The following is a 25,669-nucleotide window of genomic DNA, read 5'->3' as shown; positions in this document are numbered from 1 at the left end:
GGTTATGATCCATTTAATTTCTATAGCAAATCCTAGATTAGCACAAGCATTTATTGATTATATGGCGATGCAAAACATTGTTATCGAAATGCGCGCAGAACCACAGGGAAAATTTTTTGATCTCTGGCTACATGATGAAAATAAGTTCGATCAAGTGCAGCAAGAACTAAAGCTGTTTATGCAAGATCCTCTTAATTCACGTTATCAGGCAGCAAGTTGGCAAACGGGACATATTGATAAAAAATTTGGCTACCGTAATTATCTCACTGTTGATTATTTAAAAAAACAATCTGGGCCACTAACCATCATCGTTTTCTTTTTAGCTATTTTTATTTATATTTGGATGTTAATTTCCGGTAATGACGCCGTAATGGCTTATCTTGCTTGGCCATCAAGTACTCAGTACACGGAAATCTGGCGAATATTCACCCCCGCCCTACTTCACTTTTCGTTGATGCACATTTTATTTAATTTAATGTGGTGGTGGTATTTAGGTAGTCAGGTAGAACGCCAATTGGGTACAGGTAAACTATTTGTCATTGCTATTGTATCAGCTCTTTTTAGTAATTGGGGGCAATCGCTCTTTAGTGGCTCTGCTTTTGGTGGTCTTTCCGGCGTAGTTTTTTCGCTGATTGGCTACGTTTGGTTAACCGGTGAACGTCACCCAGAAAAAGGTATTTCTATTCCAAGAGGGTTAATGATATTTGCTGTTTTATGGTTATTTCTTGGTTACTTTGATATTTTTGGCATGAAAATAGCTAACACGGCACACACTGCCGGGTTAATTATCGGTTTATTAATGGGATTATGGGATAATAGACATAAACCAAATAATACCAAACATGACCAATACATATAGTGATACTTGAGGTTTTTGTGAAGCAAACTCAACGCCATGATACTATTATCGAACTTGCCCGTATTCAAGGCTATGTAAGTACTGAAAAGTTAGTTGAATATTTCAATGTCAGCCCACAAACTATCCGTCGTGATCTCAATGAACTGGCGGAAAAAAATAAAATTCAGCGCCATCACGGAGGTGCCGCGCTTCCTTCAAGTTCTGTTAATACTGCTTACCACGATCGCAAGATGATGTGGTCGAGCGAAAAAGAACGGATTGCTCAACATGTTGCGCGTCAAATCCCTAATGGAGCTACACTATTTATTGATATCGGCACTACACCAGAAGCTGTCGCCTATGCTTTGCTGGATCATAAAAATTTAAGGATCGTCACTAATAATCTTAATGTTGCAACCCTACTTATGGCAAAAGAGGATTTTCGTCTGATCTTAGCAGGAGGAGAAGTTCGCAGCCGTGATGGAGGAATTGTTGGTGAGGCAACCTTAGATTTTATAACTCAATTCCGTCTTGACTATGGTATTTTAGGCATCAGTGGTATCGATGGAGATGGTTCATTACTCGAATTCGACTACCATGAAGTACGAACAAAAAAAGCAATTATTGAAAATTCTCGTTGCGTTATGCTGGTTACTGATCACTCAAAATTTGGTCGCAATGCAATGGTTAACCTAGGTAGTATGGAGATGATTGATTATCTTTTTACTGACAAAGCCCCTCCTGCAAACATCCACAAAATGATTGAGCATCATAATGTAACACTTGAAATATGCTAATGCTCACTTGTCGCAGGAAATTTTCTTATTTCCTGCTCTAATCTGTGGCTATACTTCTTAATAAGCTAATATTCTCTCCAGATTAATACTCATTTTCTTAATTAGTTTGCTATTTTTTCTCTATTTTTCCAATAAATGATAAATAGCTTCAATTTAATGGTTTTTCTTCACTTAATAATAGTTGGCTTTAGAATCTAATTTGATTAAAATTGTGAGCGAAAACGAACATATTTGAGCAATCTCGAACATTGGGGGACGCATGAAAACAAAAGATTTAATTGTGCTAGGTGGTGGTATAAATGGTGCAGGTATTGCCGCTGATGCTGCTGGTCGAGGATTATCAGTATTACTATTAGAAGCTCAAGATCTTGCTAGCGCAACTTCTTCTGCTAGTTCCAAACTAATCCATGGCGGATTACGCTATTTAGAACATTATGAATTTCGTTTAGTTAGTGAAGCGCTTGCCGAACGTGAAGTTTTGCTTAAGCTCGCTCCTCATATTGCTTTCCCTATGCGTTTTCGCCTACCTCATCAACCTCATCTTCGTCCTGCTTGGATGATACGTGCTGGCCTTTTCCTTTATGATCACCTCGGTAAACGTACCAGTCTACCCGGAAGTAAAGGGCTAAAATTTGGTAAAAACTCTGCCTTAAAATCAGAATTAACAAAAGGTTTTGAATATTCAGATTGTTGGGTCGATGATGCACGCTTAGTTGTCCTCAATGCACAAGAAATTCTCAGACATAAAGGTGAAGTTCGAACTCGCACTAAAGCGACGAAAGCCTGGCGTGAGAATGGGCTGTGGGTCGTAGAAGCAGAAGACTTACGTACGGGCAAAAAAGAAACTTGGCAAGCAAAAGGATTAGTAAACGCAACAGGACCTTGGGTTAAATCTTTCTTTGATGAAGGGTTACAATTAAAATCTCCCTACGGTATCCGGCTAATTAAAGGTAGCCATATTGTTGTACCTCGTGTACACGATGGCTCACAAGCTTATATTTTACAAAATGAAGATCATCGTATTGTCTTTGTTATACCTTGGATGGACGAGTTTTCTATTATCGGTACTACCGATGTCGAATATCAAGGTGATCCAAAAGATGTTCACATAGATAATAATGAAATCAATTATTTATTAAAAGTTTATAACGATCATTTCAAAAAACAGCTAACACAGCAAGATATTGTCTGGACTTACTCTGGGGTACGTCCATTATGTGATGATGAATCTGATTCACCTCAAGCTATTACACGTGATTACACCCTCGACATCCATGATGAACAAGGAAAAGCACCTTTACTATCTGTTTTCGGCGGTAAATTAACCACCTATCGTAAACTTGCAGAACATGCGATAGATAAATTAGCTCATTACTATCCTAATGCCGGTAAAGCGTGGACTAAAGAAGCAACGCTACCTGGTGGTGATATCGAAGGCTGTGATCGTGACGGTTATGCCCAACTATTACGTAAACGCTACCCATGGTTACCAGAAGGCATTGCATTGCGATATGCCCGCACTTACGGTAGTAATAGCAATTTGATTTTAAAACAAGCACAATCGTTATCAGATCTAGGTGAAGCTTTTGGCCACAATTTATACGAAGCTGAATTACGTTATTTAGTCGAAAATGAATGGGTTACAGAGTTAGATGATGTCATCTGGCGCAGAACCAAATTAGGTATGTGGCTCAATGATGACGAAAAACAACGAATAACGCAATGGTTGACTAAAAATACAACCATCACGCAATAAAACCATATAAGCCTCATAAATTTATGAGGCTTATATCGAAACTTTATCAGCTACAACCCGCTCAAACCAGTTAATAAAGTTTCTTCGCCGTATCTAACCAATCCTGCTTAAACTTACGTTGCATATTTTCAACTGCATCAATAATATCATGATGAACCAGTTTATCATTTTGAATACCAACACAGCGCCCACCATACCCCTGTAAAAGTAACTGAATAGAGTAAGCGCCCATACGGGATGCCAGAACTCGATCACTCGCAACTGGGCTACCACCTCGCTGAATATGGCCTAAAACCGTTGCTCGTGTCTCATGCCCCGTTGCTTTTTCAATATATTTTGCCAATTCATTAACATCATAAATATGTTCAGTAATGGCAACAATTGCATGACGTTTACCTCTTGCTAAGCCAGATTTAATTTCTGTCAGTAACTCTTCCTTATCAAAAGGTATTTCGGGCAATACCACAAACTCACAGCCGCCAGCAATAGCTGCGGATAAAGTCAAATCACCACAATGACGCCCCATTATTTCAACAATCGAAATACGTTTATGGGAAGTTGAGGTATCACGTAAACGATCAATTGCCTCAACAATAGTATCCAAAGCGGTAAAATAACCAATCGTATAATCAGTACCGGCAACATCATTATCAATAGTTCCGGGTACACCTATACAAGGGAATCCCGCTTCAGTGATCTTCTTTGCGCCACGATAAGAGCCATCTCCACCGATGACAACCAAGGCATCAATATTATGTTTTTTCATATTCTCAATAGCTTGGGTTCTTACCTTCTCACTATCACGAAATTCAGGAAAACGGGCAGAGCCTAAGAAAGTACCGCCGCGATTAATAATATCAGAAACACTAAAACGGTTGAGTTTTTTTATTCGATTTTCATAAAGTCCCATATAGCCGTCATAGATACCATAAACTTCTAAATCTTCAAAAAGTCCCATGCGCACAACACTACGAATAGCGGCATTCATTCCTGGCGCATCACCACCACTGGTTAAAACGCCAACTTTTTTTATTCCTTTTTTGTTCATGGTGACCTCTGATTTAATATATTGCCATAAGTATAAAAACCATAATTTCATGTATTTTGCTTATGGCTATAACTGGCTGAATTGATTCGGCTTACTACATTATACGATAAAACTTTTACCAAATGCTTAAATTATTAACTTTCTTTGATAAAGGTAAAATTTAGTATAAATATTGCAAATGCTATCATTAGAATAATTAAATAAAAAAATGGCTAATCATTATGTTAATAAATTATATATTTAGCGGATAGTTCAGTTATCTTAATAGATAGTTTAATTTTTTTTATACTATAAATATATAGATTACTTTTCTTAAACCAGCGCTATTAATAAAACGCTTTTTATGTCTTTTTAATATAGCTAACTTTATCTATAAAAATTTTTAACTTTTAATTAAAAACTGTCCGATTAATTTACACCTCCGATTTGCACTTCATCTAAAATATTCCTTATAAGTCAGTTAATTCCATCGCAAAACGCATATATAAACTTAACACCACTAGTGTACAAAAAATTATAGAGAAGGCAAAATATAACAGGCATTATTACCCACAGTGGAAATCGAAAAATAGTATCGCTAGATAGAAATATTTTAGTAATTTTAAATATAGGATCTGCGAGTAAATGAAATAATGGAGAAAAAATGTTAGAAATATTTGATGTGAACTACAACCTTTTGACTGAAAAAAAATCAAAAGAATTATTTACGCTAAGAAAAGAAACATTTAAAGATCGCCTTAACTGGGCAGTTAATTGTATTAATGGCATGGAGTTTGATGAATATGATAATGACAAAGCTAACTATCTATTTGGCGTAAGAAGTAACACCATCATCTGTAGTGTTAGATTTATTGAAATGCAATTTCCTAATATGATCACAGGCACATTTGCCCCTTTTTTCAAGCATCTCAATCTCCCTAAAGGAAACTATATTGAATCAAGCCGCTTTTTTGTGGCTAAAAACCGAATAAGCCAGGGAAATTATAATAAAGATCCCGTCTGTTCTATACTATTTTTAGCAATGCTTAATTACGCAAAAAAATACCAGTATGATGGCATTCTCACCATCGTTAGTCGTGCTATGTTGAAGATTTTGGAGCGTTCTGGTTGGGATATCTCAATTATCGAACAAGGGATATCTGAAAAACACGAAAAAGTATATTTGATGCTTTTACCTACAGACTCTGGAAGCCAAAACCAACTCATCCTAAAAATAAGAAACCATTATGACAGCCTTATTAATAATAAATTGAAGCAATGGCCATTAATATATCCATCATTTGGAGACAGATTTAATGAGTTGTAATTCGACACCAAGTCTTATTGCATGCTTAGCATTTATGACACCTAATTTTTTCACAACATTGCCGATATGAAATTTTACTGTACCCAACTTTATACCTAGTATGGTTGCAATTTCCTGGTATGTTTTTCCCATACTAGCCCAGTATAAAATTTCATTTTCACGCGGTGAAAAAAAATCTTTCCCATCTGCTGGCATACAGTAGGTTTGTTGAGTCATCTCTCGATATAGGGAGGTGATTTTTTCATGAATAGTAAGCAAAAGCATTTGCAAGTCACCCTTACTCTTTTCTAGTTTTTCTTCTATATCGATGGCTCCATCTTCATTCATCAAAATCGATAACATAGCAAGATAGTTATTACAATCATGAAGAACAAAAGTATAACCATTCATAACACTATAATTTTTTGAGATATTAAAAATCTTTCTGAAACCATTTAAATCCTTAACAGAAAAACTTTCATTCCAAGAAAAAGGGGTAATTCGACTAAAAGCTGCTAAGACAACTGGATCTATTTGTTGATATTGCCTTTGTTTATATATATCAATCCATTCCGTCAGATAATTTGAGATGATTAACATGCGCATTGGGTCTCTCTTATTGAGAATCATATATGCATATTTGAAATCTCCAAAAACAGCCAATTTTCTATCTAAATAATTTTTTACTGAGTTATCTATTTCATCATTACCATAAAATAACTCTGACATCTAATATCACCTCAAAAGTAAAATAATAAACTTCCGTGTTAAGACAAAAGTATAGTACAAAACTAGACTTAAGTCTAACTACAATCGAAGCATAAAAAAGGGTAAAGTCACTATTAGATTTATATAAAAACAATAAAAAAACCTGACCTCATGTAAGGTCAGGCTGCCAAGTTGGCCAACACCAGGGAAATTTATTCCTCAATATCATAAAGCCATATAGTCAGCAGAAGCAAGATGTCTCTGCTGGCTTTATAGCTTTTTTTCATCATAATTTGCCATTAATACCTCACTTTTTCTTCGCAAGACTTTGATTTTTACTTATATATCAATATATTAACCTTAACAAAGAAATAAACTTTTGCTTACAAATTTATTTATAATTAAATCAATATATCGACTAATTAGCCATATTTCATTCTAAAAATCAGTTTAATCTATATCTCAATTGCTCTATAAATTTCATTTAGTTATATATCGAACATCTTACATATTAAAATTATCTAAGAATTTTACGATATAAAAACATTATGAATGGCTTATTCTTTATGAAAATAAATGTACTAAATAAGCAACATTTTTTCGATAGATGCTTATCATGATTGAATTTTTCAATATTCTGTCACTAATTAACAATATTTTTTAAAAAAAACAACACCATAGCAATACAAGTGCGTTATTTAGCCACACTAACAATTTTAAAAAATACCTTAACTTAATAAACTAGTATGATTTTGAGTACTGAATAGTGGCTTACTACTAATATTATTTGATTATATTTTTACTAAACTAATTTTTGATTAATTACATGAAAAACAATGACTATTCAACCAATTGGCTCGATACGATTTACTAACTCACGTAACTGCTGCGCTAACTGATCAACAGTTTTTTCTCCGGTAGCAGCTTCTACCGTTAAATTTTCCAAAGTATTGTCGTTATCTCGGATATTGATACCGTTGCGGTAGAGGAAAGTCATGGTCACAAAAAACGCGGTACGCTTATTGCCATCATTAAAAATGTGACCTCTGGCGATAGCAACCCAGTAAGTGGCAGCCAACTCAAAAATATCCGTAACACCGTCATAATGTGCACGATTTTACACCCGGCAAATAAGAGCTTCAGCTCTGCCAGGATCCGGCATACCAGCAACGCCGGGAAGCCATTGCAATATACGGTCATGAAAAGCAATAACTTCCTGTGCGCTGACTCCATATCATCGGTTTGTCAATGCCTCTACAGTATGTCCATGGCGCTGCATAATCACATCAAACTCCGCATCCAGCTTAGCGTTCTGGTATGCCTCGAATTCCGCCTTGCTGATAACTACTGCTGAACTTCCATCCCTGCGGGTGATTTCAACGGGTTCACCATGAGTGGCAGCATCCAGCACTTCTGAGATATTGGCGCGGGCTTGAGTGGAAGTGTATGTACGCATGATATGTCTCCTAAAGTGTACATTTAAATTGTACGTCGAACATCTGTATTGTGCAACTATATGAAAAGAAATGAGTGATGGGGCCATTAGACATTGAAATTGACATATATAATACTTGTTTATTTTTTTATTAGCTTGGAAAATAAAATATAGCTCACTACCGTCTGAGCATCTTATAAAGAGTTCTCCACTTCATATCCATGTTCTTTTTTATATGTCGTTAAGTTTTCCCATATTTTATCGATTTTATTGAGGGTGTCCTTAAATTAGTGTACTTAAAACCAACTAAGTACCCTTTTAAGTACACCAATAATGTACGACTTTGGTGATATAATATGAAACTTGTTGAATTAAAAAAGTCAGTATTCGCACTGGCTTATTGGTATTAGTTGCAAGTTATGATATTTAGTGAATTTACTTGAGAATCTACTCGATGTTTTGAATCTGCTCACGCATTTGTTCTATTAATACTTTTAATTCAACAGCAGAATTAGTCACTTGGCTATTAATAGACTTTGAGGCCAAGGTATTTGCTTCACGATTAAACTCCTGCATCATAAAATCTAACCGACGGCCGACAGCTTCTTGTTTTTTAAGAATATTACGTGTTTCTTTGACATGAGCATCCAGCCTATCAAGCTCTTCTGCAACATCAATACGTTGTGCTAATATGATAAGCTCTTGTTCTAATCGATTATTATCTATCTGAATTTCTGCCTCCTCTAATTTTGTTTGTAAGCGCTCACGCTGCCATTTTAAAATTTCAGGCATTTGACGACGAACCGCTTGAATTTCCTGACAAACAGCATCTAGCCGTTGCTCAATCATTATTTTTAGCATCTTCCCTTCGCTTTCCCGATTGAGAATAAAATCATCTAAAGCAAGTTCTAATTCTTTAAGCAAATGCGTACAAATAACATCCAAATTCTGTTCTTGAGCCGACATAACACCAGGCCAGCGAAGAATTTCTAACGGATTAATTTCTCCTTCACCACTACTCTTTTTTACCCAGTTAGCAGTTCTAATCAATTGGTTAGCTAACTCTTCATTCAGTACTAATTCACTCTGTTGATGTGAACTAAGTTCAAAACGTAAACTACACTCTACTTTCCCTCGGGTTAATCTGGCACGTAGACGCTCACGAATAACAGGTTCCAGACTTCTAAATTGTTCCGGCAAGCGAATATAAGTTTCAAGATAACGTTGGTTAACGGAACGCAGCTCCCAAGCCACATTTCCCCATTCACTTTTTATATCTCGTCGTGCGAAAGCGGTCATACTATGGATCATATTTCGTTCCTATAAATAAAAATTAAATTATAACCTTGAGTGAAACCATAGGATAGGCATTCAATATCGAAGAACGTATAATGCGCCACCAACATTGTTTAACTACGGAGATAACACCATGCGTCCAGAGAATAGAGAAGCTAATCAGGTGCGCCCTATAAAAATCACCCGCCAATATACTAAACATGCCGAAGGCTCTGTTCTGATTGAATTTGGTGATACCAAAGTATTATGTAACGCCACAATCGAAGAAGGCGTTCCCCGCTTTTTAAAAGGCCAATCACAAGGTTGGATAACAGCGGAATACGGTATGCTACCACGGGCAACAAATTCTCGTAATATACGCGAAGCAGCAAAAGGCAAACAAACGGGTCGCACCATGGAGATACAACGCCTTATTGCCCGTTCTCTGCGTGCCGCCGTTGATTTAAAGCAATTAGGTGAATATACCATTACACTAGATTGTGATGTTATTCAGGCTGATGGGGGGACTCGTACCGCTGCAATTTCTGGTGCCTGTGTCGCTTTAACTGACGCATTAAATAAAATGGTCGCAGAAGGAAAATTGAAAAAAAGCCCACTTAAATCGATGGTTGCTGCGGTTTCTGTCGGTATAGTGGATGGCAAACCTATTTGTGATCTAGAATATATTGAAGACTCTGCCGCAGAAACAGATATGAATGTTGTCATGATGGATAATGGTAAAATGATCGAAATTCAAGGTACTGCCGAAGGTGAGCCATTTAGTCATGAAGAGCTGCTATCACTGCTTTCTTTAGCAAAAAATGGTTTACAAATTATTTTTACCGCCCAAAAAGAAGCATTAGAACAATAAATTTTAATCATCTGTTTAACTGTCTTTTTATATCGATTAATTAAAGTGAGAATAAATTAAAGAGGAAAATTTAATGAAAGGTTATCAGCGCGAATTTATTAAACTCGCCATGAAAAAAAAGCATTGGAATTTGGTGAATTTACGTTGAAATCTGGTCGTAAGAGCCCCTATTTTTTCAATGCTGGCCTCTTTAATACAGGAAAAGATTTAGCTGCACTCGGTCATTTTTATGCCCAAGCGTTTATGGATCATAATCCTACTTGTGACATTATTTTTGGTCCGGCCTATAAAGGTATCCCGATCGTAACAACCATGGTAGTTGCACTATCTGAGCATTATCACTTCGATAAGCCTTACTGTTTTAATCGTAAAGAAGTTAAAAAACATGGGGAAGGTGGGGAATTAGTAGGTAGCCCATTAAAAGGAAACGTTGTGATCGTTGACGACGTTATTACAGCAGGAACTGCAATCAAAGAATCTGCAGAAATAATTAAGCGACATAAAGCTAAACTTAGTGCTGTTATATTAAGTCTAGATCGTCAGGAGAAAGGTGAAAAGAATCTATCCGCCGTCCAAGAAATCGAAAAAAAATTCAAATGCAAGGTATTTTCTATTATCACTTTGAATGATTTAATTAATTATCTAAGTGAAAATCCGAATATGTCAACCCATTTAGCTACGATGAAAGCTTATCGTGAGAATTACGGTATCACTCCCTCTTAACAAATAAAAAAATTAGCAATTTTATTAACCCACTAACATAAAAAAAACTCCGCCCAAATATCAGGCGGAGTGAGTAGTACAATTAATTATTGCAACTGCGCCAAGATCATAGGCCAGCGTGCATCAAATTCTTTAGTTGGGCAATACCGAAATTCTGAACGTACAAAACGTGATAGCATCCCCTCACAAAACACTAATAATTGAGATGCTAATAAGCTCTCATCATAACTAAAACTTTGCTTATCACGTATTTTTCTTTCCTTTAAAACCTGTCTAAATTGCGCTTCGATACGTTCAAATAATTGGCTAATCCTATCTTGTAACTGAACTTGCTCAAACATCAACGCATGTGCCGTCATTATTCGTGTCAATCCAGGATTTTTCTCCGCAAAACCGAGTATCAACATAAAAATCAACCGAATACGCCTAATGGTATCTTTTTCATCTTGCAGAATCAGATTAATCCGTGAAATTAAAGAATTTTCAATAAATTCAATAAGACTATCAAACATTTTTCCCTTACTAGGGAAATGCCGATAAAGTGCTGCTTCAGATACACCAACATGACTTGCCAACTTAGCTGTGGTAATGCGTTGACTACCATCACTCGTTTCCAACATTTGCGCAAGCACCTGCAAGATTTCCTCACGCCTGTTTTTCTTCTTTGTTATCTCTTTTCCTGCCATGGCGAAACAAGACCCCTGATAAAACAACAAAACAGACCACGCAATCCTTGCCTTTCATCATTTATAAAGCACAAAATTTAACAAATTTATAATATTTTATAAATAACAAGATTATTATTGACGACCTGAATGACCAAAACCACCACTACCTCGTTTTGTCGTTTCAAAATCTTGTACCAGATCAAATTCAACTTGAACAATTGGTACAAAAACCATTTGTGCTATACGCTCACCAGGTTCAATAGTAAAACTTGTATCACCACGATTCCAGACTGAAACCTTCAATTCACCTTGATAATCAGAATCGATTAAACCGACTAAATTTCCTAATACAACACCATGTTTATGTCCTAAACCTGAACGAGGAAGAATGACTGCAGCTAATTGTTGATCTGCAATATGCACTGCTAATCCTGTAGGTAATAGCTCAGTTTGACCTGGTTCTAATTGAATAGCCTGATCTAAGCAAGCTCGTAGATCTAACCCAGCAGATCCTTCTGTCGCATAAGTTGGCAACGGAAATTTATTTCCTACACGAGGATCAAGAATTTTAATGTCTATTTTTTTCTTCATAACGTTGAAGTATCTCATCGAGTAAACGGTGACCAAGCTTTAATTTATGGCTATGTGGTAAATGTATCTCTTTATCTTCCCAAAATAAATTCAAGGCATTGCTTTCTGAATTAAACCCATGATCAGCTAATGAAACATCATTTGCACAAATAAGATCCAGATTTTTTTGGGTACGCTTATTACGGGCATATTCTTCCACATTTTGTGTCTCTGCTGCAAATCCAACGACATAAGGACGATTTTTAGTCAATTTACCAACACTTGCCACAATATCAGGATTTTTTACCAATGTCAGAGTAATTTCATCTGCCTGCTTTTTAATTTTTTCTTTTGTAAACTCTTTTGGTCGATAATCAGCAACTGCGGCACATCCAATAAAAATATCTTGTTTATCAATTATATTATGTACTTGACTATACATTTCCAACGCGCTTACAACATTAATACGTTTAACGCCTGCTGGTGTTGGTAAATTAACTGGACCGGTAATAAGTGTTACATTAGCCCCTCGTTTTGCAGCAGCTTGTGCTATCGCGAAACCCATTTTCCCTGAACTATGATTAGTCACAAAACGAACGGGATCAATTTCTTCTTGTGTTGGCCCCGCAGTAATTGCTAAATGCAGGTTTACCATATCTAGCTTATGCTGAAAACTATTCTTAGCTAATTCAACAATAGCTAACGGCTCTAACATTCGACCAGGGCCAACATCACCACAAGCTTGACTACCTTCATCTGGGCCCCAAACTAAAACATGGCGTTCTTTAAGTATTGCAATATTTTGCTGAGTAATATTAGCGCGATACATTTGCTGATTCATTGCCGGTACGACAGCTATTGTTGCCTCTGAAGCTAAACAGACCGTTGTTAATAAATCATTCGCCATACCAACGGATAAACGAGCCAGCAAATCTGCAGTTGCAGGCGCTAAAATAATTAAATCTGCCCATTTAGCTAATTCAATATGACCCATTGCAGCCTCTGCGGCAGGATCCAATAAATCATCTGCAATTGGATAGCCCGAAACAGCCTGTAGCGTCAACGGTGTAATGAAAGATTTGGCAGCATTCGTCATTACCACACGTACAATTGCACCATGGTCACGCAAACGACGAACTAATTCTGGTGTTTTATAAGCAGCAATACCACCACTAATGCCAAGTACGATATGTTTACCTGTAAGTTCTGCCATCATATATATCCAAATTCAAATGATGAGTCTACTGATATTACCATAAGCTGAAGTTTAGGTGAGAATACCATCAATTTTTATCTATAAAAAAAACTTTTTTGCAAAACGCTACGCAACTACGCTAGAAAATTTTGGCCCATATTTTGGCATGCTGTAACCTGTCAAAGCGACAAGGAAATAGACAGGAAAAACATATGGACGAAATAAATTATGCACTTCAACCTAGAGAAAAGCTTTTAGCTTATGGGGCATCATCATTAAGTGACCAAGAGCTTTTGGCCATTTTTCTTCGCACAGGATTGCCTGGATTTCCGGTTTTAATATTGGCTGAAAACTTATTAAAAGAATTTGGCTCGTTGCACAAACTATTAACTGCTGATTATCAACAATTTTCAGCGCACAAGGGATTAGGAGTTTGTAAGTATTCACAATTACAAGCGATTGGTGAAGTCGCTAAACGATTCTTTACACAACAACTTATTAATCAAAGTATTATGAGAAGTCCTAAGCACTTGAAAAAATATCTACTCGATTTTTATCTTGGACAGGATAGAGAAATTTTTATTGTATTATTCTTAAACAACCAAAATCAAATTATCTGCTATGAAGAAATGTTTAAAGGCACCATAAATCGCGTAGAAGTATATCCAAGAGAAATTTTAAGGCAGGCGGTTAAAGTAAATGCAGTATCCATTATTCTTGCACATAATCATCCATCGGGTAACCCAGAGCCCAGTTTAGCGGATAAAATTGTCACCGAAAAAATTGCTAATGCTTGCCGTTTGATAGATATAAAATTGTTTGACCATTTTGTCGTCACTCATAAAAAATACCTTTCATTTGTCGAACTTGGCCTACTCTAGTACCACATTTTGACTAATAAATAGCAACTTTATTAGTTCTGGGCTTGAGTGAAAGCGCTAGAGGGCGTATAATACGCCACCTTTTAGGATCTCGGGTTTGACAAGAAGAGCCTATCTCAGTGAGTTTTACTGAAGTTAAGTTATTTTTTATATTAAGAAAATTTGCTGAGATAGGCTTCCAAGTCTGACGAGGCAGTCATTCCCGATATAAAGCTCGAGCTGATTAGATTTTTGGAGAAATAGACATGTCACGAGTCTGTCAAGTTACTGGTAAGCGCCCGATGAGTGGTAACAAACGCTCACACGCAATGAATGCAACTAAACGCCGCTTTCTGCCAAACCTGCACTCTCACCGTTTCTGGGTTGAATCTGAGAAACGTTTCGTAAAGCTTCGTGTGTCAGCAAAAGGCATGCGTATAATCGATAAACAAGGAATCGACGCAGTTCTTGCTGAGCTTCGCACCCGTGGTGAGAAATACTAAGGAGCTAAAGAATGGCTAAAGGTATTCGCGATAAAATTAAACTGGTTTCTTCTGAAGGTACAGGTCACTTCTATACTACAACGAAGAACAAACGTACTATGCCTGAAAAATTGGAAATGAAAAAATTCGATCCAGTTGTTCGTAAGCATGTGATTTATAAAGAAGCTAAAATTAAATAACTTCTTAATAAAAAACCCAGCTTGCGCTGGGTTTTTTATATAATATTTGGGGTGTATAAAGCAAAGCTTTATATTATTCACATTTTTATTCATTCCATTCTTTTCACAACAAGATCTACGCCCTATTTGAAAAATTTACTTTAGAAATAAATTATTTAATTAAATTTAATCTATTAATCAATAATTTAATCAACAATGCTGCGTCAAATTCTATTTTCATATACACAATTATGTACAAATTATTTTTCTACCCTTGACGTGCTATCTTTTCCACACTACAAAAAACAAAACCACCGTCTCGCACATAACCACTTACACGCAACCAACAACTAATAGTTAACAACTTCCTCCAACGCTGCTAATATGATGCCCCTGTGATGGGGTTTTAATAATTTTTTCTAAATAAAAATTTCACAGGGGAACCAATGCTGAAAGACAAAATAAAAAATATATTATCTAGAAGTGATTATTTTATACCAAAATTAATGTTTCTTTTTATAACGTTCTCTCTCGTTCATTTCGGATTAGGTTATGCTACAAAACCTATATATACTGTAGGAATTGTTGCTTTTCTTGTTTCTATAAACAGGCTAAATTTTTTATACTACCTATTTGTGATTATTTTTTCTGTTATTGCGGCAGTTTATTTACCAGCCAGCATAATGTATGGACAGCCTTCTTTTAACATCGCCTCTTCTATTCTTTATACAGATCAAAATGAAGCTAAAGAGTTTATATCAACAATCCCTTATTATTATTTTTTAGTATCAATTTTGATTATATCTCTTTCGTTTTACAGTCTGAAATTTAAATTTAACGTATCAAAAAAATTACGCATAACATATTTAGTTGTTTTTTTAATAATATTAATGCATTCACCAATAAAAGATAAACACAGTAATGATTATATTGATATTTCTAACTCAGGATATCCAGAAATCAAATTTTTTAAAGATTTTTATTTATCGATAAAAGAATCAAATAACGAACAAAGTAAAGTTATTTCTTTAATATCAAAAAAAGATGATTTTAATAGTGTCAAAGCCAATAACAAATATAATACTTACGTTCTTGTTATTGGTGAAAGCACCAGACGTGATTTTATGAATTTTTATGGATTCAAAATTAATAATACTCCATTTATGAATTCAATAAATGGTATCTTTTTCACCAATTACACTTCCGCATCCGGCTCTACGCAGCTATCTTTAACTAATACTCTGGCTATAAGTGGTAATTTATCAAATAATGTGATTTCATTAGCAGAAAAAGCTGGCTTCCATACCATATGGTTATCAAACCAAGGCTCCATTGGTATCCATGATAGCCCTGTTGCTTCTGTGGGTAAAAAAGCAGACAAATTTACCTTTATAAAAAAAGGTGATTCGGATATTGAAAATAATAAAAAAAATGATAATCATCTTTTACCATTCATTAAATCGGCAATAAATAAAACTAAAAGAAATAAATTAGTAATCATTCATTTAATGGGTAGTCATCCACCCGCTTGTGCTAGAACAAACGATAATTATGATTATTTTTATGAAAATAAAGAAATATCTTGCTACATACAAAGTATAAAAGATACTGATAATTTATTAGCAACCATTCATGAATATTTAATTGAAAGTCAATCGAAATGGACAATGATGTACTTTTCTGATCATGGCCTTTCTATAATCGATGAAAATAATAAAAATAAATTAAGATTGATACATAATGATAAATACAGACAAAATTTTGAAGTTCCTTTTTTTATTACATTTTATGATTCAAAAGAAAAAATTTACATTAACGCAAAGAGAAGTGCGTTTAGTTTTATGACCTTATTTTCTGAATGGACAGGCATTAATGATGACATTATTAATAAAACATGTAATATGATTTCTAATGAAAAATGTGACAATCAAAATAAAATTATCAATTTTAATAATGAAATAATAAATTATTTTGATTTACCTATGCAAAAAAATATTTAAGGGAGTCTCCTCCCTTTTATTTATTAATTTGGTTTTTCAGGCCATTCAATATCAGGTGCAATCGAAATGTCCTTTCGATGAAGGTTTAACCGATAGAGTTTCCAACTTCTTAATTGAATTTTTTCTTCCTCTGTTGCCATATCTAAATCAACCGCATCTTGCAAAGGTTGTATGATTTCTGACGCTCTATCAATGCGATATCGCTTTTCATACTTTGCAGATTGAATAGCGTCCTTTTTCTCAGCTTCTTTATCGGTTACCCATTTGTCACCATCCCAATAATCAAAAGGCGTTTTTGGTGCTAAAAGAGTAAAACCCGTTTTTATTTCGCCGGGGTAATCAACAGTGTAGTAAGACTGATCATCGGTATTATATACCGTCTTCCCTCTGTGATCTGGCACATATAACCACCTTTCATGATCTTCACTACGAATAATTGCAAGCTCATCATTATCTGGTATCACAGGTGCATCTAGGGCATAGCCGTAACCCGGCCTTGTATTCTCACTGACGTACCTATACCTTGCTCCAGAGTATTCTCTCGTCGAATCCGCCAAATATTCATAAACCAACATATATCCATCCGATATAGCAAAACCGCTTTCTCCAAGTTTCGTAATCGAACTTTCAGTAATGTCATTCTTATTTGTTATTTCTAAGCTGTATCTCATTATGCTGCCCTCACGATGTATAAAAATGTGACATTTCGCGGTCTGTTTTCATTGGCAGTTGGCACGACACGAGAAGGATCAAAACTTACTTTTCCTAGTTCGTTATTATTACTATGCCCCGCTCCTAACGCGTTCATACTTTCTAATTTAAATACACCAGTGACATACTCAGGGTTAAAGCGCCCTGCAGAACCCTTAAATGTTCCTGTTATATTCCGAATAGCATCACCTTGTGCGCTCAATACGGTTCTTCCTACGTCAACATTTTCTCTTCCAGCAGAGAGTCCACGAATAAATTCACCACGTAAATCTGGCAACTTTCCTGAAGGATAAGCGATTAGCAATTTGGGGCATTTGACTTTATCAAAGGGATCACCATTGCACACCAAATAGCCTTTTGGTGGGTTTGCTTGAGGCCAAGGAATGGGCGCGCCGACCGGATAATTGTTAATCGCGTCCACATCAGACGTTAACGCCAAAGTGCCATTTTTATTCGGAAATATTACCGAATTTTTAAGCGTATTGTCTGGATTGCGATAATCAAGTTTGAATGTTTTTTTGTCAAAATTTAATTCAAAGATGGAATTACTATTATCACGGGTGGTTTGGAATTTTAACGTAGGATTGCCGTATTTTATGATAATCCCACCCGTGGTAAATCCTTCTTGTGAATTTTTCTTGGCAAAAGTATCGGTACAGGCTTTTTGGCTGATGACTTTATCGGTAGCATTACCCGTCGTTTGTAATACGCTCGCTTTATCGAATTTTTTATTAACCGCATCAATACTCACTGTTTTCGCTAGGTCATAAGCAATTTTGACTGCTTTGGGGGTGGCAGCCAGCGTTTCATCGTCACTATTCTTGGCGCTACTGAGTTTCGTTATTCCTGCTACTGTTTTTGTGGCGGCTGGCACGGAGTTATTCACGTTTTTCGATAATGCACTGATAAGTCCGGCTTTCAGTTTATCAACGTTGCCATCGTCCAGTACATCACTGTTATTGGTTTCAGCGATGAATTGCGCGATGACATGCGCTATCACCGATGCCTGTCGCCAGACGGTGTTTAGCTCCTGTGAGCGAGCGACACCAGCACTAAAGCCGTTATTACGCGCAGGGAGTTTCTGATACTCATCTGCCGGCAATACGTTAGCCCCGTCGGCTATACCAAACGGTAAAATTTCATTTTTTGCCATGATTATTCCTATAATTTTACTGACCAGCTACCGACGTCAAAGCCGTCGATGTAACGATTATTGACATCAAACCCAAAAATACCGTTATCCCCTTCGGAACCGGTGTAGGCGTTAAGTCTTACGCCTTCTGGCTTGATATTGAGATATCCCTGTTTGATAACGGCTTTTGTCACTTCCGGTATGACGCCACCGGTTAGATACACATCCATCGACATATTCTGATTGTCGATAAAAAAGATTTTTACTGTTTCATCAGGAATTACGCCCTGATAAATTTCTGAGAGCATCTCGCTTGTGCCATCCCAGTGATTTGCGCGGATTTTTGCTCTTAATATGAAGCGGTAGGTTTCGTCATCAAGCTCAGTAAAACCACTATCAGCATCAAAGCGCCGTTTCCAGCTCCCTTGGTCAAAGCCCACCTTTTCGGTATCCAGTGAAAAATAGACCCCTTTTATCGGCGTTTTGACAAAACGTGATAAGCCTATCCATTCACCCACGGCATCCAGTTGTTTACCCGTTGCCGTATCAATACTGAAAAAGGCATTAAGCTGTGAGGCCAAAGCTGAAATATCACTTAGCGCGCGCGTCATTAACTCAATATGTTGCGTAAACTTTTCTGCTTGACGATGTTGTGGGGTAATGTACTCGGTGTAATCTCTCATGAGGTCACCACCAGTTTGATGTTATTCTCACGACAACTGACTGCTTCGTTGAAGGCAACGACTAAATTTTCTTCTTTCACGCTTTCTGGTGTTCGACCAATCTTTAACGACGTAATATCAAACGTTTTCCCTTCTTCATCAGCGGGCAGATTTGCCGGGGAGTAAAGACGGGTCAGATACAGATTGTCGCCAATGAGTTGCTGGTTAATATAGTCTGCAACTTTACGTCGGATTTTATCACCGGTTAAGGTGGTAAATCCTAAAAACGCCGTTAAGTCAATTTCAACGTGTACCTCAACCGTTTTAGGCCGGGAAAAGCGAATCGTAATTGGCATATCGTAACGGTCTTTTACTGTCACGGCGGTATCACCATACGTGCCTGCACCTGGGGTTTTCTTTTGTGCGATTGCGTTGGCAATCGTGGTGACATCGCCACCATCGACTATCATCGCAATGGAATGCGGAGAAATACCGGTTTTATCCGTTTTACTGGTGTCATTTTCAAAACCGCGTTGTCTCGTCACCCCTGATATGAGACTAATCGCGCCCTGTATACCTTCCAGTACCGTGCGTGAAGGGAGTGAGACCGATTTTCGCTGCCGTTCCCGTAACTGATTATCCGTTTCAATCGGCCTGCCTTGTGTTGCGGATTTTGGATTGCTCACCGTTTGCCAGCCTCGCGTGGGTGTGGCTATCTCGTTAATTTCACCGGTCAATGCGGTAACACTTCCGGCAACCAGACAAACCGCTGTCACCGTCGCTTCACCGTGCGTATCGAGCGTAACCGTTTTCGGTAACCGCCAGATATTGCCGTTTTTATCGCGCACACGGCCATTTTTTATCACCGTACCCACTTGCCCCGTTAATACGACATCCACATTCGAGTACCCCGATGCATGACGGGAAATGCCGTTAATGGCGACATTATTTGAAAGTGCAGCCCCTGTACTGGTACTCGGGCTAAAACTGTTGTAGGTGGCGATAAGCGCATTATTGGCATCGTGGATAGCGAGTGCGTAAATGGCTATCATCTGGCCGTCTTTGCTATCCGGCGTTAAATACGCATCCTGCCCATAAATTTCATGAAAAAAATCGGTTAATCGCATCAGTATCGTCTGATAATCCGGCGCACTGATGCCGTCGTCAGTCACTTTCGCTGACAACGCTAACGTATCAAGATTTAACATTATGCCTCTTGGATAAAAGAAGTTTCGCCGTATTGGGTTTGTACTTTTGTGCTGATAGTCAGTTTTCGCGTCGTTGAATTTTGATTGACATTGAAATCGGTTAATGTGGTTACACCCTGCGTGTCCAGTATGCGCTGTTTGAGGGTCATACCGTAAGCCTCCCGATAAGGCTTACCCAATACCGATTGCAACCAAGGCGTACCTTCTTCACGGTCTAAAAACCATTGCCCCTGCCAGAGGGACAAGCGGGTTTTAATTGCAAGGGCGACGGCATCAGGGGTGTTGGTTAAAAACGTGTTATCCCCTTGACCAAAGCTGTAGTCGCCTTTAGTCGTTTCTCGTCGATAACACATCAATAGAGTCCTTTTACTGTTGCTTTTTATTTTTTTCAACTACCTTGATGTCTTCTAACTTTAAGGATGGCTCTTCATTGATGATTAATAAAAAAATCACGCCCAGAAGTCGCCATGAGGTTTTTAGTTTGTGTAAATATGAACCGCCGAAAAAAATATTAACGCTTTCTTTCATTTAATTTACCTCACCTGAATTATCCCCACCGGCTTTGACACCTTTGTGGGTATGTGTGTCGTCAATCCGTTTGCCGTTGGCGGTCAATGTGCCCAAAAACTCAATCGCACCGGTGATTTTTGCAGCCACACCGGAGGCCGTTGAACCTACCATGCCACCTAGCCAACTCAATAGTCCTTTTACGGTAATTCTCTCCGAAAAAATAGCTTCCGGTGTGATAATTTCAAGCCCCCCAGGGGCGACAATTTTCATTTTTTGCGTTGTCGGGTTTACTTCAAAATAGGTTGCGCCATCGTCACTTCTTAACTGCATCGCATCGGTGCTAATTTGGCTTATCTTCTGTTTTTGTGATTGCACACCGACGAAAGCGAAGGCATCTGATAAATCATGCTGTCTGGGGTCGATCGCTTCTTGTATCCCGCCGTTTTGCCACCAAAAATCAATACATCTATCTGCAAACACCACCAGACACTCATCACCGCTTTTAATGGGGAAGGTCATTGTGACACCGCCACCGCGCGGGAACACAACCGGTACATCAACTAGCAGGGGCAAATTCACCGACTGGCTATTCCCTTTGGTATCCGTCAAGGCTCCCTTTATCGCTGGTTGTACAACACAAGTGACTTTGCTGGCATCGAAGGATTGAACAATAGCCGGCATCGCGACGCGAAGTTGTGACGAAATCGCATGGCGAAAGACTTCAAGCAGTTGTTGTTGGTCGCCGGTGCGCGCTGATACGGAAATCGCCATCATCCCACCTTCTTGATATCGATTCGGTCATTTGATCCCTTGGCAATACACACCAAATCCATATACCACGGCTTGCCGCGCGTATCGCCGGAATACGTGATGTTTTTCACAATATAATCCCCATCGGTGGAAAGACTGGCCGGTTGTGAAACAGCGCCTTGGGTTTGCTGTAAGCCGCCGTCATCGTTTTCGCTTAACTTGCTGTACCCCAAAGCGATATCGCTGTTGGGCAACATCGTGCGATAGATTAACGCCTGGTCAAGACGAATAAGCCCATTGATTTGAATGTTTGGGTTAATCAAACAACGCACATTCACCCCCGCCTCAATCGTTTGTTGCGGTAAGCCAATCAAGCCCGTTGCGCTATTCAGGACAATCGCTTCATGGATATAATTCTTCTCCGGCACCATCACGAGCTGGCCGTTAATGTATTGCCACGAGGCAAGGCATTGCCCTGCCAGATTATCAGCGGCGTCCCTAACCATACCAAAATGGACTTTACCCCTTGGAAAGCGGATACTATCAAACTCAGGCGTCACGCCTTTGACAATCCCGTAAGGGGTAAGCCCTGTCAGTAACGTATTGTGTTGCTCTGCCTGAGTATGCCCTGCGCTTAAGGTAGTATTTAGCGTGGCGTAGTCATAGGCCTCATGAGAATCAATCGCCTGAACAATAACAAACGTGTCAGTAGGATTATCTCTACCTGAAATCGTGTAGCGGATTTTTCCAGTAAATATCAGACCCGTATTATCCTGATAGCCTGCCATGAGCTGAATGTTAACAAACTCCTTCGCCTGAATTTGACTGACGGTTTCTTTTCTCAGATTCCAGACTTTAAACACCCCCGCACGAGGGTAACGCGTATCTGGCCACGTGATATTGAACGTGGCGCGAAAATCCGATAGCTCAATACCTTCCCCGTTTTTATCAGAAACAATCAGTGAGCATTTTCGTATCCAGTTTTTTGACATAACAATCAGTCCGTGATCCAGTATAATTTTACGGTTGCGCCCAACGTATCCGCGTTGATATCGCTTTCTTCATCTGATAGCAAAACGAGATTTCCTTTACTGATAAGGTGACTATATTGAGCCAGTAGATTTTCACCCACGATCAGCGGAATACCCTGTATCACCGGTTGATTGTCAACCGTGAGCATATCCAGCACCCAGCCCGCACTATCACGCCAGATAAGGCGAAACTGCCAAACAGTATCAGATAGCTTAATCGTAAATTGCTGGTTGGTGGGGGTAAGCGGTATTTCGTTAATTTCCATTGAAAAATGCGGCTCCTCGCTGTAATAGGCTGCGATTATCAACGGGTTTTGGCGTTTTCATACCGGTATTACTCACGCCACTCGTTGTATTCCCTTCCCGCATATTTTTTGCATCGGTAGATTTGATATTAACCGTTTGGGTTTGGGTGATGTTAAGCTCCCGCAAGGTTAATATCGCCATCAACACGGTTTCTGTGTGCTTATCCGTGGTCACCTCGATAGCGCGAATGAGCATATTCTTATACTTGCGCTTACCTGTTATGACATCAAACGGTTGACGGCTGGCTTGAAGCGCTAAAATTTGCTGGTAGATTTCCGGTGCGCTTAACCCTGCGCGAATAGCCACTTTTGCCGTGTCCCAAAAATCCAGTAGAGATCCACCACTTGAAAAACCCACCTCCATGGTCACTTCCGCCGGACGTTTGTAAGCGTGATCGGCAATTTCCGCGCCCAGTTCAACCGGATGTTCTGTGATTTCAAGGGTGTCGTGATGTTTTTCTGAGATAATGACATCCGGCACCAGCAAACCGATTTTGCGCGATCGTTGTGAAAAAAGCGTAGAAAGGATATCCATCAGTAGGCTCGCTGGGTTAATTGTCCAATCAGTCTGGCGTTAACGCCCGTTTGTTTATCGGCAATCGCATTGGCGGTAGCGTGGGGGTCTAATGCGCCTTCAACATTGATCGTGATATTCTGGTCAATATTATTTCGCATACCCGCATTTGCGGCATGATAGAGCATTGCCTGACTATACGGCTGTCTGCCATTTTCGTGCTCAACGATGCCAGACATGAGCGATGTCATGACCGTCGGATTGGACAGATTCAACACGGTGTCAGGGGAAACCCCTAATTTACCGGATATTTTATCAATGTAGGCACGAGTATTATTTTCACTGGCGGGAGCCCAGGTGCTAATAATTTTTTCAACGGTATTTAATCCCCTTTCAGCGTAGCGATTAAGCTGTGAAGAAAGTGCTTGTAAGCCCTCAAATGCGGTATTGAATTTGGCGAATCTTCCGTTAGGTGATTCACGTACTGCACCGCGTTGTCCAACAAAATTCAAATTACCCGGATTGTTATTACGAATACCCCGTGGAATATCGCCGGTAGGCACATCAGCGATATTATCCGGTATATTGCTGCCTTGATTTTTGTTTGCCCAGTCATTATCAATACCAAAAAAACGCAAACCGTTACCGATCGCACGTTTGACTTGACGGGTGTTGTAATCCCATGATGCGCTTGCGCTATCACTAATATTATCTTTATCTGAAATCAGATACCCCGCATAGAGACTCCACAATTTCAGCCAAGGTGGGATAGGTAACTTCGCTATTTTACTAAAAGCGCCCAATACCTTACTTACCCACGCGCCCGCAATAAAAATTGCTAAGATTTCAAGTGCATTTTTCCATCCACCCACCAGGTCAACCAATCCCGTTAATTTTTCACCTAACCATTTAAATGCCGCTTTTGCCTGGTTGATTTCACCTTCCCACTTAGACCAGTTGATAAAGGATTTTCCACCTTCTTTCCACGTCTGGTAGTCTTCCCAAAGTAACAATAAGGCCGCGATAAGACCGGTGATAATCCCGATGGGCGAAGCAAAGAATGCCCGATTGAGCCCCCAGATAGCCACTGCCAATCCGCTAAAGGTAGTGATGAGTTTTTTAGATTTTCCGTCTAAATTGCGCCACCAGTCAAAAATCTGCTCGATCGCCTGACTCATTCGCCAGATAACGCGCCCCACCATTTCACCGGCTCGAATAATGCCACTAATGAGACGGGTTAATACTCTCTCAATTTTAGGAAAATTATCCAGCAGTCTTTTGCGCAGATTGTCTATCTCTTTAGTCAACCCCCCTGCTAGGTTTGATCCGACTTTATCGCGTAAAATACCAAATAACCCGGTCAATCCTTTCATCGAGGTCATAAACTGGTTGGACTGTTTGGCAGCAACGTCTGCGTTAAATCCGGTTTGTTTAAGCATACGCTGGTAATCAGCAGAAAATTTGTTCAACCCTCTACGCATGGCCATTAGCGTATTTTCATCAATGCCTAACAGTTGGGCATATTGATTGGCGCGGTAATAGGGCATTGAGGCCAGTTTATTCCCCACACGGGTAAAAATAGCGCTCATATCCTGCAAATTGCCATTGGCATCACGGGTCTGCACCCCAAGACGATTTAAAAACCCCTCAGCACCCGGACTGTTTCTCAAAAATCGTGCCAGATTTTCAAGTGAACCTCTTGCCGCTTCTGCGCTACTGCCGGTGAGACTGGCGGCATACCCTAATGCTTTCATGCCGTTAACACTAGCGCCTGTACGCTGTGACGCCCAGTACATCTTATCAAGACCGGCGGCAATTTGTGTGGTAAATCCCACGACGGCAAGCGCTGCCCCCTCAACCGACGCACCTAGTTTGATAACATTGGCACTCACCCCCGTAACAACGGACTGAAATTTTCGCAGGCCACTGTCATCAACCTTAAAACCTAAGCTGATGAGAAAATCTTGCAACGTTTCAGCATTCGCCATGGCGATTTCTCCAACGCGCAATTCGCGCTTCGTTATCCTGTTCGATATCTATCCACTCATTCATTTCTGCTAAATCTGCCAAATCGATTGAGCCATCTTTTAATTTGTCGAATTTTATGTACCCATACTTAACAGGAAGGCGTAAAAAGTCTTTACCATCCGGCATTG

27 protein-coding genes and 4 pseudogenes are annotated in these 25,669 nt (G+C 38.8%); 10 read left to right on the top strand and 21 right to left on the bottom strand.

Translation table 11 applies throughout. From position 1 onward, the window contains the following. The first annotated feature begins 4 nt into the window (after window positions 1–4). The 3 genes from glpG to glpD all read left to right on the top strand — a co-directional run bounded on the left by glpG (window position 5) and on the right by glpD (window position 3,391). Complete coding sequence (gene glpG, locus AACL31_RS01605; protein ID WP_129109075.1) at window positions 5–859, top strand: rhomboid family intramembrane serine protease GlpG; 855 nt, start codon at window positions 5–7, stop codon at window positions 857–859. A gap of 17 nt (window positions 860–876) precedes the next feature. Beyond that, entirely contained in the window at window positions 877–1,635 is a 759-nt protein-coding gene (locus AACL31_RS01600) for a DeoR/GlpR family transcriptional regulator (RefSeq protein ID WP_032115814.1), read from the top strand. A gap of 259 nt (window positions 1,636–1,894) precedes the next feature. Continuing rightward, a complete protein-coding gene (gene glpD, locus AACL31_RS01595) occupies window positions 1,895–3,391 on the top strand; it encodes a glycerol-3-phosphate dehydrogenase (RefSeq protein ID WP_310512051.1) in 1,497 nt (498 codons plus the stop codon). Between the two features lie 70 nt (window positions 3,392–3,461). Here the strand turns inward: glpD and pfkA are convergent, their stop codons facing one another. Then, complete coding sequence (gene pfkA, locus AACL31_RS01590) at window positions 3,462–4,439, bottom strand: 6-phosphofructokinase (protein ID WP_310512074.1); 978 nt, start codon at window positions 4,437–4,439, stop codon at window positions 3,462–3,464. 643 nt (window positions 4,440–5,082) lie between these two features. On the opposite strand from pfkA, the gene AACL31_RS01585 reads away from it, so the two are divergent. Then, on the top strand, window positions 5,083–5,745 hold the full coding sequence (locus AACL31_RS01585) for an acyl-homoserine-lactone synthase (protein ID WP_310512050.1): 663 nt from the start codon (window positions 5,083–5,085) through the stop codon (window positions 5,743–5,745). Here the strand turns inward: AACL31_RS01585 and AACL31_RS01580 are convergent. The 4 genes and pseudogenes from AACL31_RS01580 to AACL31_RS01565 form a co-directional block, all read right to left on the bottom strand. Continuing rightward, window positions 5,716–6,453: a LuxR family transcriptional regulator gene (locus AACL31_RS01580; protein ID WP_310512049.1), complete on the bottom strand. Its 738-nt coding sequence runs from the start codon at window positions 6,451–6,453 to the stop codon at window positions 5,716–5,718. The two genes, AACL31_RS01585 and AACL31_RS01580, sit on opposite strands and share 30 nt — an antisense overlap. A gap of 823 nt (window positions 6,454–7,276) precedes the next feature. Beyond that, window positions 7,277–7,670: pseudogene (locus tag AACL31_RS01575) on the bottom strand (type II toxin-antitoxin system death-on-curing family toxin). After that, window positions 7,667–7,888 (bottom strand): type II toxin-antitoxin system Phd/YefM family antitoxin, encoded by a 222-nt coding sequence (locus AACL31_RS01570; protein ID WP_310511028.1) that lies wholly within the window; start codon window positions 7,886–7,888, stop codon window positions 7,667–7,669. Before AACL31_RS01570 ends, AACL31_RS01575 begins: the two are co-directional and overlap by 4 nt. 426 nt (window positions 7,889–8,314) lie before the next feature. Then, window positions 8,315–9,178 carry a YicC/YloC family endoribonuclease gene (locus tag AACL31_RS01565; protein ID WP_310512048.1) on the bottom strand — a complete coding sequence of 288 codons (864 nt, stop codon included), beginning with the start codon at window positions 9,176–9,178 and terminating at the stop codon, window positions 8,315–8,317. Window positions 9,179–9,296: 118 nt separating this feature from the next. On the opposite strand from AACL31_RS01565, the gene rph reads away from it, so the two are divergent. Continuing rightward, entirely contained in the window at window positions 9,297–10,013 is a 717-nt protein-coding gene (gene rph, locus AACL31_RS01560) for a ribonuclease PH (protein ID WP_310512047.1), read from the top strand. A gap of 73 nt (window positions 10,014–10,086) precedes the next feature. Next, window positions 10,087–10,736 (top strand): annotated as a pseudogene (gene pyrE, locus AACL31_RS01555) (orotate phosphoribosyltransferase). An 86-nt stretch (window positions 10,737–10,822) separates the two neighbouring features. On the opposite strand, the gene slmA reads toward pyrE, so the two are convergent. The 3 genes from slmA to coaBC form a co-directional block, all read right to left on the bottom strand. Further along, window positions 10,823–11,422 (bottom strand): nucleoid occlusion factor SlmA, encoded by a 600-nt coding sequence (gene slmA / locus AACL31_RS01550; protein WP_310512046.1) that lies wholly within the window; start codon window positions 11,420–11,422, stop codon window positions 10,823–10,825. A gap of 114 nt (window positions 11,423–11,536) precedes the next feature. Next, window positions 11,537–11,995, bottom strand: a complete 459-nt coding sequence (dut, locus tag AACL31_RS01545) for a dUTP diphosphatase (protein WP_032115804.1) — start codon at window positions 11,993–11,995, stop codon at window positions 11,537–11,539. Then, window positions 11,973–13,187 carry a bifunctional phosphopantothenoylcysteine decarboxylase/phosphopantothenate--cysteine ligase CoaBC gene (gene coaBC, locus AACL31_RS01540; protein ID WP_339053707.1) on the bottom strand — a complete coding sequence of 405 codons (1,215 nt, stop codon included), beginning with the start codon at window positions 13,185–13,187 and terminating at the stop codon, window positions 11,973–11,975. The genes dut and coaBC overlap by 23 nt, the downstream gene beginning before the upstream one ends. A 194-nt stretch (window positions 13,188–13,381) precedes the next feature. Between coaBC and radC the strand changes: the two genes are divergently transcribed. The 4 genes from radC to AACL31_RS01520 all read left to right on the top strand — a co-directional run bounded on the left by radC (window position 13,382) and on the right by AACL31_RS01520 (window position 16,690). Beyond that, window positions 13,382–14,050, top strand: coding sequence for a RadC family protein (radC, locus tag AACL31_RS01535; RefSeq protein WP_310512045.1), 669 nt, complete (start codon window positions 13,382–13,384; stop codon window positions 14,048–14,050). Window positions 14,051–14,295: 245 nt separating this feature from the next. Further along, window positions 14,296–14,532: a 50S ribosomal protein L28 gene (gene rpmB, locus AACL31_RS01530; protein WP_032115801.1), complete on the top strand. Its 237-nt coding sequence runs from the start codon at window positions 14,296–14,298 to the stop codon at window positions 14,530–14,532. Window positions 14,533–14,543: 11 nt separating this feature from the next. Then, window positions 14,544–14,711, top strand: a complete 168-nt coding sequence (gene rpmG, locus AACL31_RS01525) for a 50S ribosomal protein L33 (protein ID WP_026821921.1) — start codon at window positions 14,544–14,546, stop codon at window positions 14,709–14,711. Window positions 14,712–15,136: 425 nt separating this feature from the next. After that, complete coding sequence (locus AACL31_RS01520; RefSeq protein WP_339053706.1) at window positions 15,137–16,690, top strand: phosphoethanolamine transferase; 1,554 nt, start codon at window positions 15,137–15,139, stop codon at window positions 16,688–16,690. A gap of 23 nt (window positions 16,691–16,713) precedes the next feature. Here AACL31_RS01520 and AACL31_RS01515 read toward each other — a convergent pair whose 3' ends face one another. From AACL31_RS01515 to AACL31_RS01460, 13 genes and pseudogenes are all read right to left on the bottom strand, one after another. Beyond that, window positions 16,714–17,361, bottom strand: coding sequence for a tail fiber assembly protein (locus AACL31_RS01515; RefSeq protein WP_339053705.1), 648 nt, complete (start codon window positions 17,359–17,361; stop codon window positions 16,714–16,716). Then, window positions 17,361–17,801: pseudogene (locus AACL31_RS20875) on the bottom strand (phage tail protein); the annotation flags it as partial. The pseudogene AACL31_RS20875 and the gene AACL31_RS01515, both read right to left, overlap by 1 nt. Window positions 17,802–18,197: 396 nt before the next feature. Then, window positions 18,198–18,554 (bottom strand): annotated as a pseudogene (locus AACL31_RS20870) (hypothetical protein); the annotation flags it as partial. Window positions 18,555–18,562: 8 nt separating this feature from the next. Beyond that, entirely contained in the window at window positions 18,563–19,216 is a 654-nt protein-coding gene (locus AACL31_RS01505; protein WP_339053703.1) for a DUF2612 domain-containing protein, read from the bottom strand. Beyond that, the gene (locus AACL31_RS01500) at window positions 19,213–20,403 is read right to left on the bottom strand and encodes a baseplate J/gp47 family protein (protein ID WP_339053371.1); all 1,191 of its coding nucleotides are present in this window, start codon (window positions 20,401–20,403) and stop codon (window positions 19,213–19,215) included. The genes AACL31_RS01505 and AACL31_RS01500 overlap by 4 nt, the downstream gene beginning before the upstream one ends. Then, a complete protein-coding gene (locus AACL31_RS01495) occupies window positions 20,403–20,756 on the bottom strand; it encodes a hypothetical protein (RefSeq protein WP_339053450.1) in 354 nt (117 codons plus the stop codon). Before AACL31_RS01495 ends, AACL31_RS01500 begins: the two co-directional genes overlap by 1 nt. A gap of 13 nt (window positions 20,757–20,769) precedes the next feature. Then, the gene (locus AACL31_RS01490; RefSeq protein WP_339053369.1) at window positions 20,770–20,931 is read right to left on the bottom strand and encodes a hypothetical protein; all 162 of its coding nucleotides are present in this window, start codon (window positions 20,929–20,931) and stop codon (window positions 20,770–20,772) included. Continuing rightward, window positions 20,932–21,684: a Gp138 family membrane-puncturing spike protein gene (locus AACL31_RS01485; RefSeq protein WP_339053974.1), complete on the bottom strand. Its 753-nt coding sequence runs from the start codon at window positions 21,682–21,684 to the stop codon at window positions 20,932–20,934. Then, window positions 21,684–22,655 carry a phage protein gene (locus AACL31_RS01480; protein ID WP_339053368.1) on the bottom strand — a complete coding sequence of 324 codons (972 nt, stop codon included), beginning with the start codon at window positions 22,653–22,655 and terminating at the stop codon, window positions 21,684–21,686. The genes AACL31_RS01485 and AACL31_RS01480 overlap by 1 nt, the downstream gene beginning before the upstream one ends. Before the next feature lie 5 nt (window positions 22,656–22,660). Further along, window positions 22,661–22,960 (bottom strand): phage baseplate plug family protein, encoded by a 300-nt coding sequence (locus AACL31_RS01475; RefSeq protein WP_339053118.1) that lies wholly within the window; start codon window positions 22,958–22,960, stop codon window positions 22,661–22,663. Next, window positions 22,950–23,534, bottom strand: a complete 585-nt coding sequence (locus AACL31_RS01470) for a phage baseplate protein (protein ID WP_339053117.1) — start codon at window positions 23,532–23,534, stop codon at window positions 22,950–22,952. Before AACL31_RS01470 ends, AACL31_RS01475 begins: the two co-directional genes overlap by 11 nt. After that, window positions 23,534–25,501: a lytic transglycosylase catalytic gene (locus AACL31_RS01465; protein WP_339053365.1), complete on the bottom strand. Its 1,968-nt coding sequence runs from the start codon at window positions 25,499–25,501 to the stop codon at window positions 23,534–23,536. Before AACL31_RS01465 ends, AACL31_RS01470 begins: the two co-directional genes overlap by 1 nt. Further along, window positions 25,488–25,667 carry a DUF6889 family protein gene (locus tag AACL31_RS01460; protein WP_310509987.1) on the bottom strand — a complete coding sequence of 60 codons (180 nt, stop codon included), beginning with the start codon at window positions 25,665–25,667 and terminating at the stop codon, window positions 25,488–25,490. Before AACL31_RS01460 ends, AACL31_RS01465 begins: the two co-directional genes overlap by 14 nt. Between the last annotated feature and the right edge of the window lie 2 nt (window positions 25,668–25,669).

It is taken from the genome of Arsenophonus endosymbiont of Crataerina pallida (assembly GCF_964020125.1).
In the GTDB taxonomy this organism is placed as follows: Bacteria; Pseudomonadota; Gammaproteobacteria; order Enterobacterales; family Enterobacteriaceae; genus Arsenophonus; species Arsenophonus nilaparvatae.
Note: the sequence above shows the minus strand (reverse complement) of the source record. Positions and strands in the feature narration are given on the sequence as shown.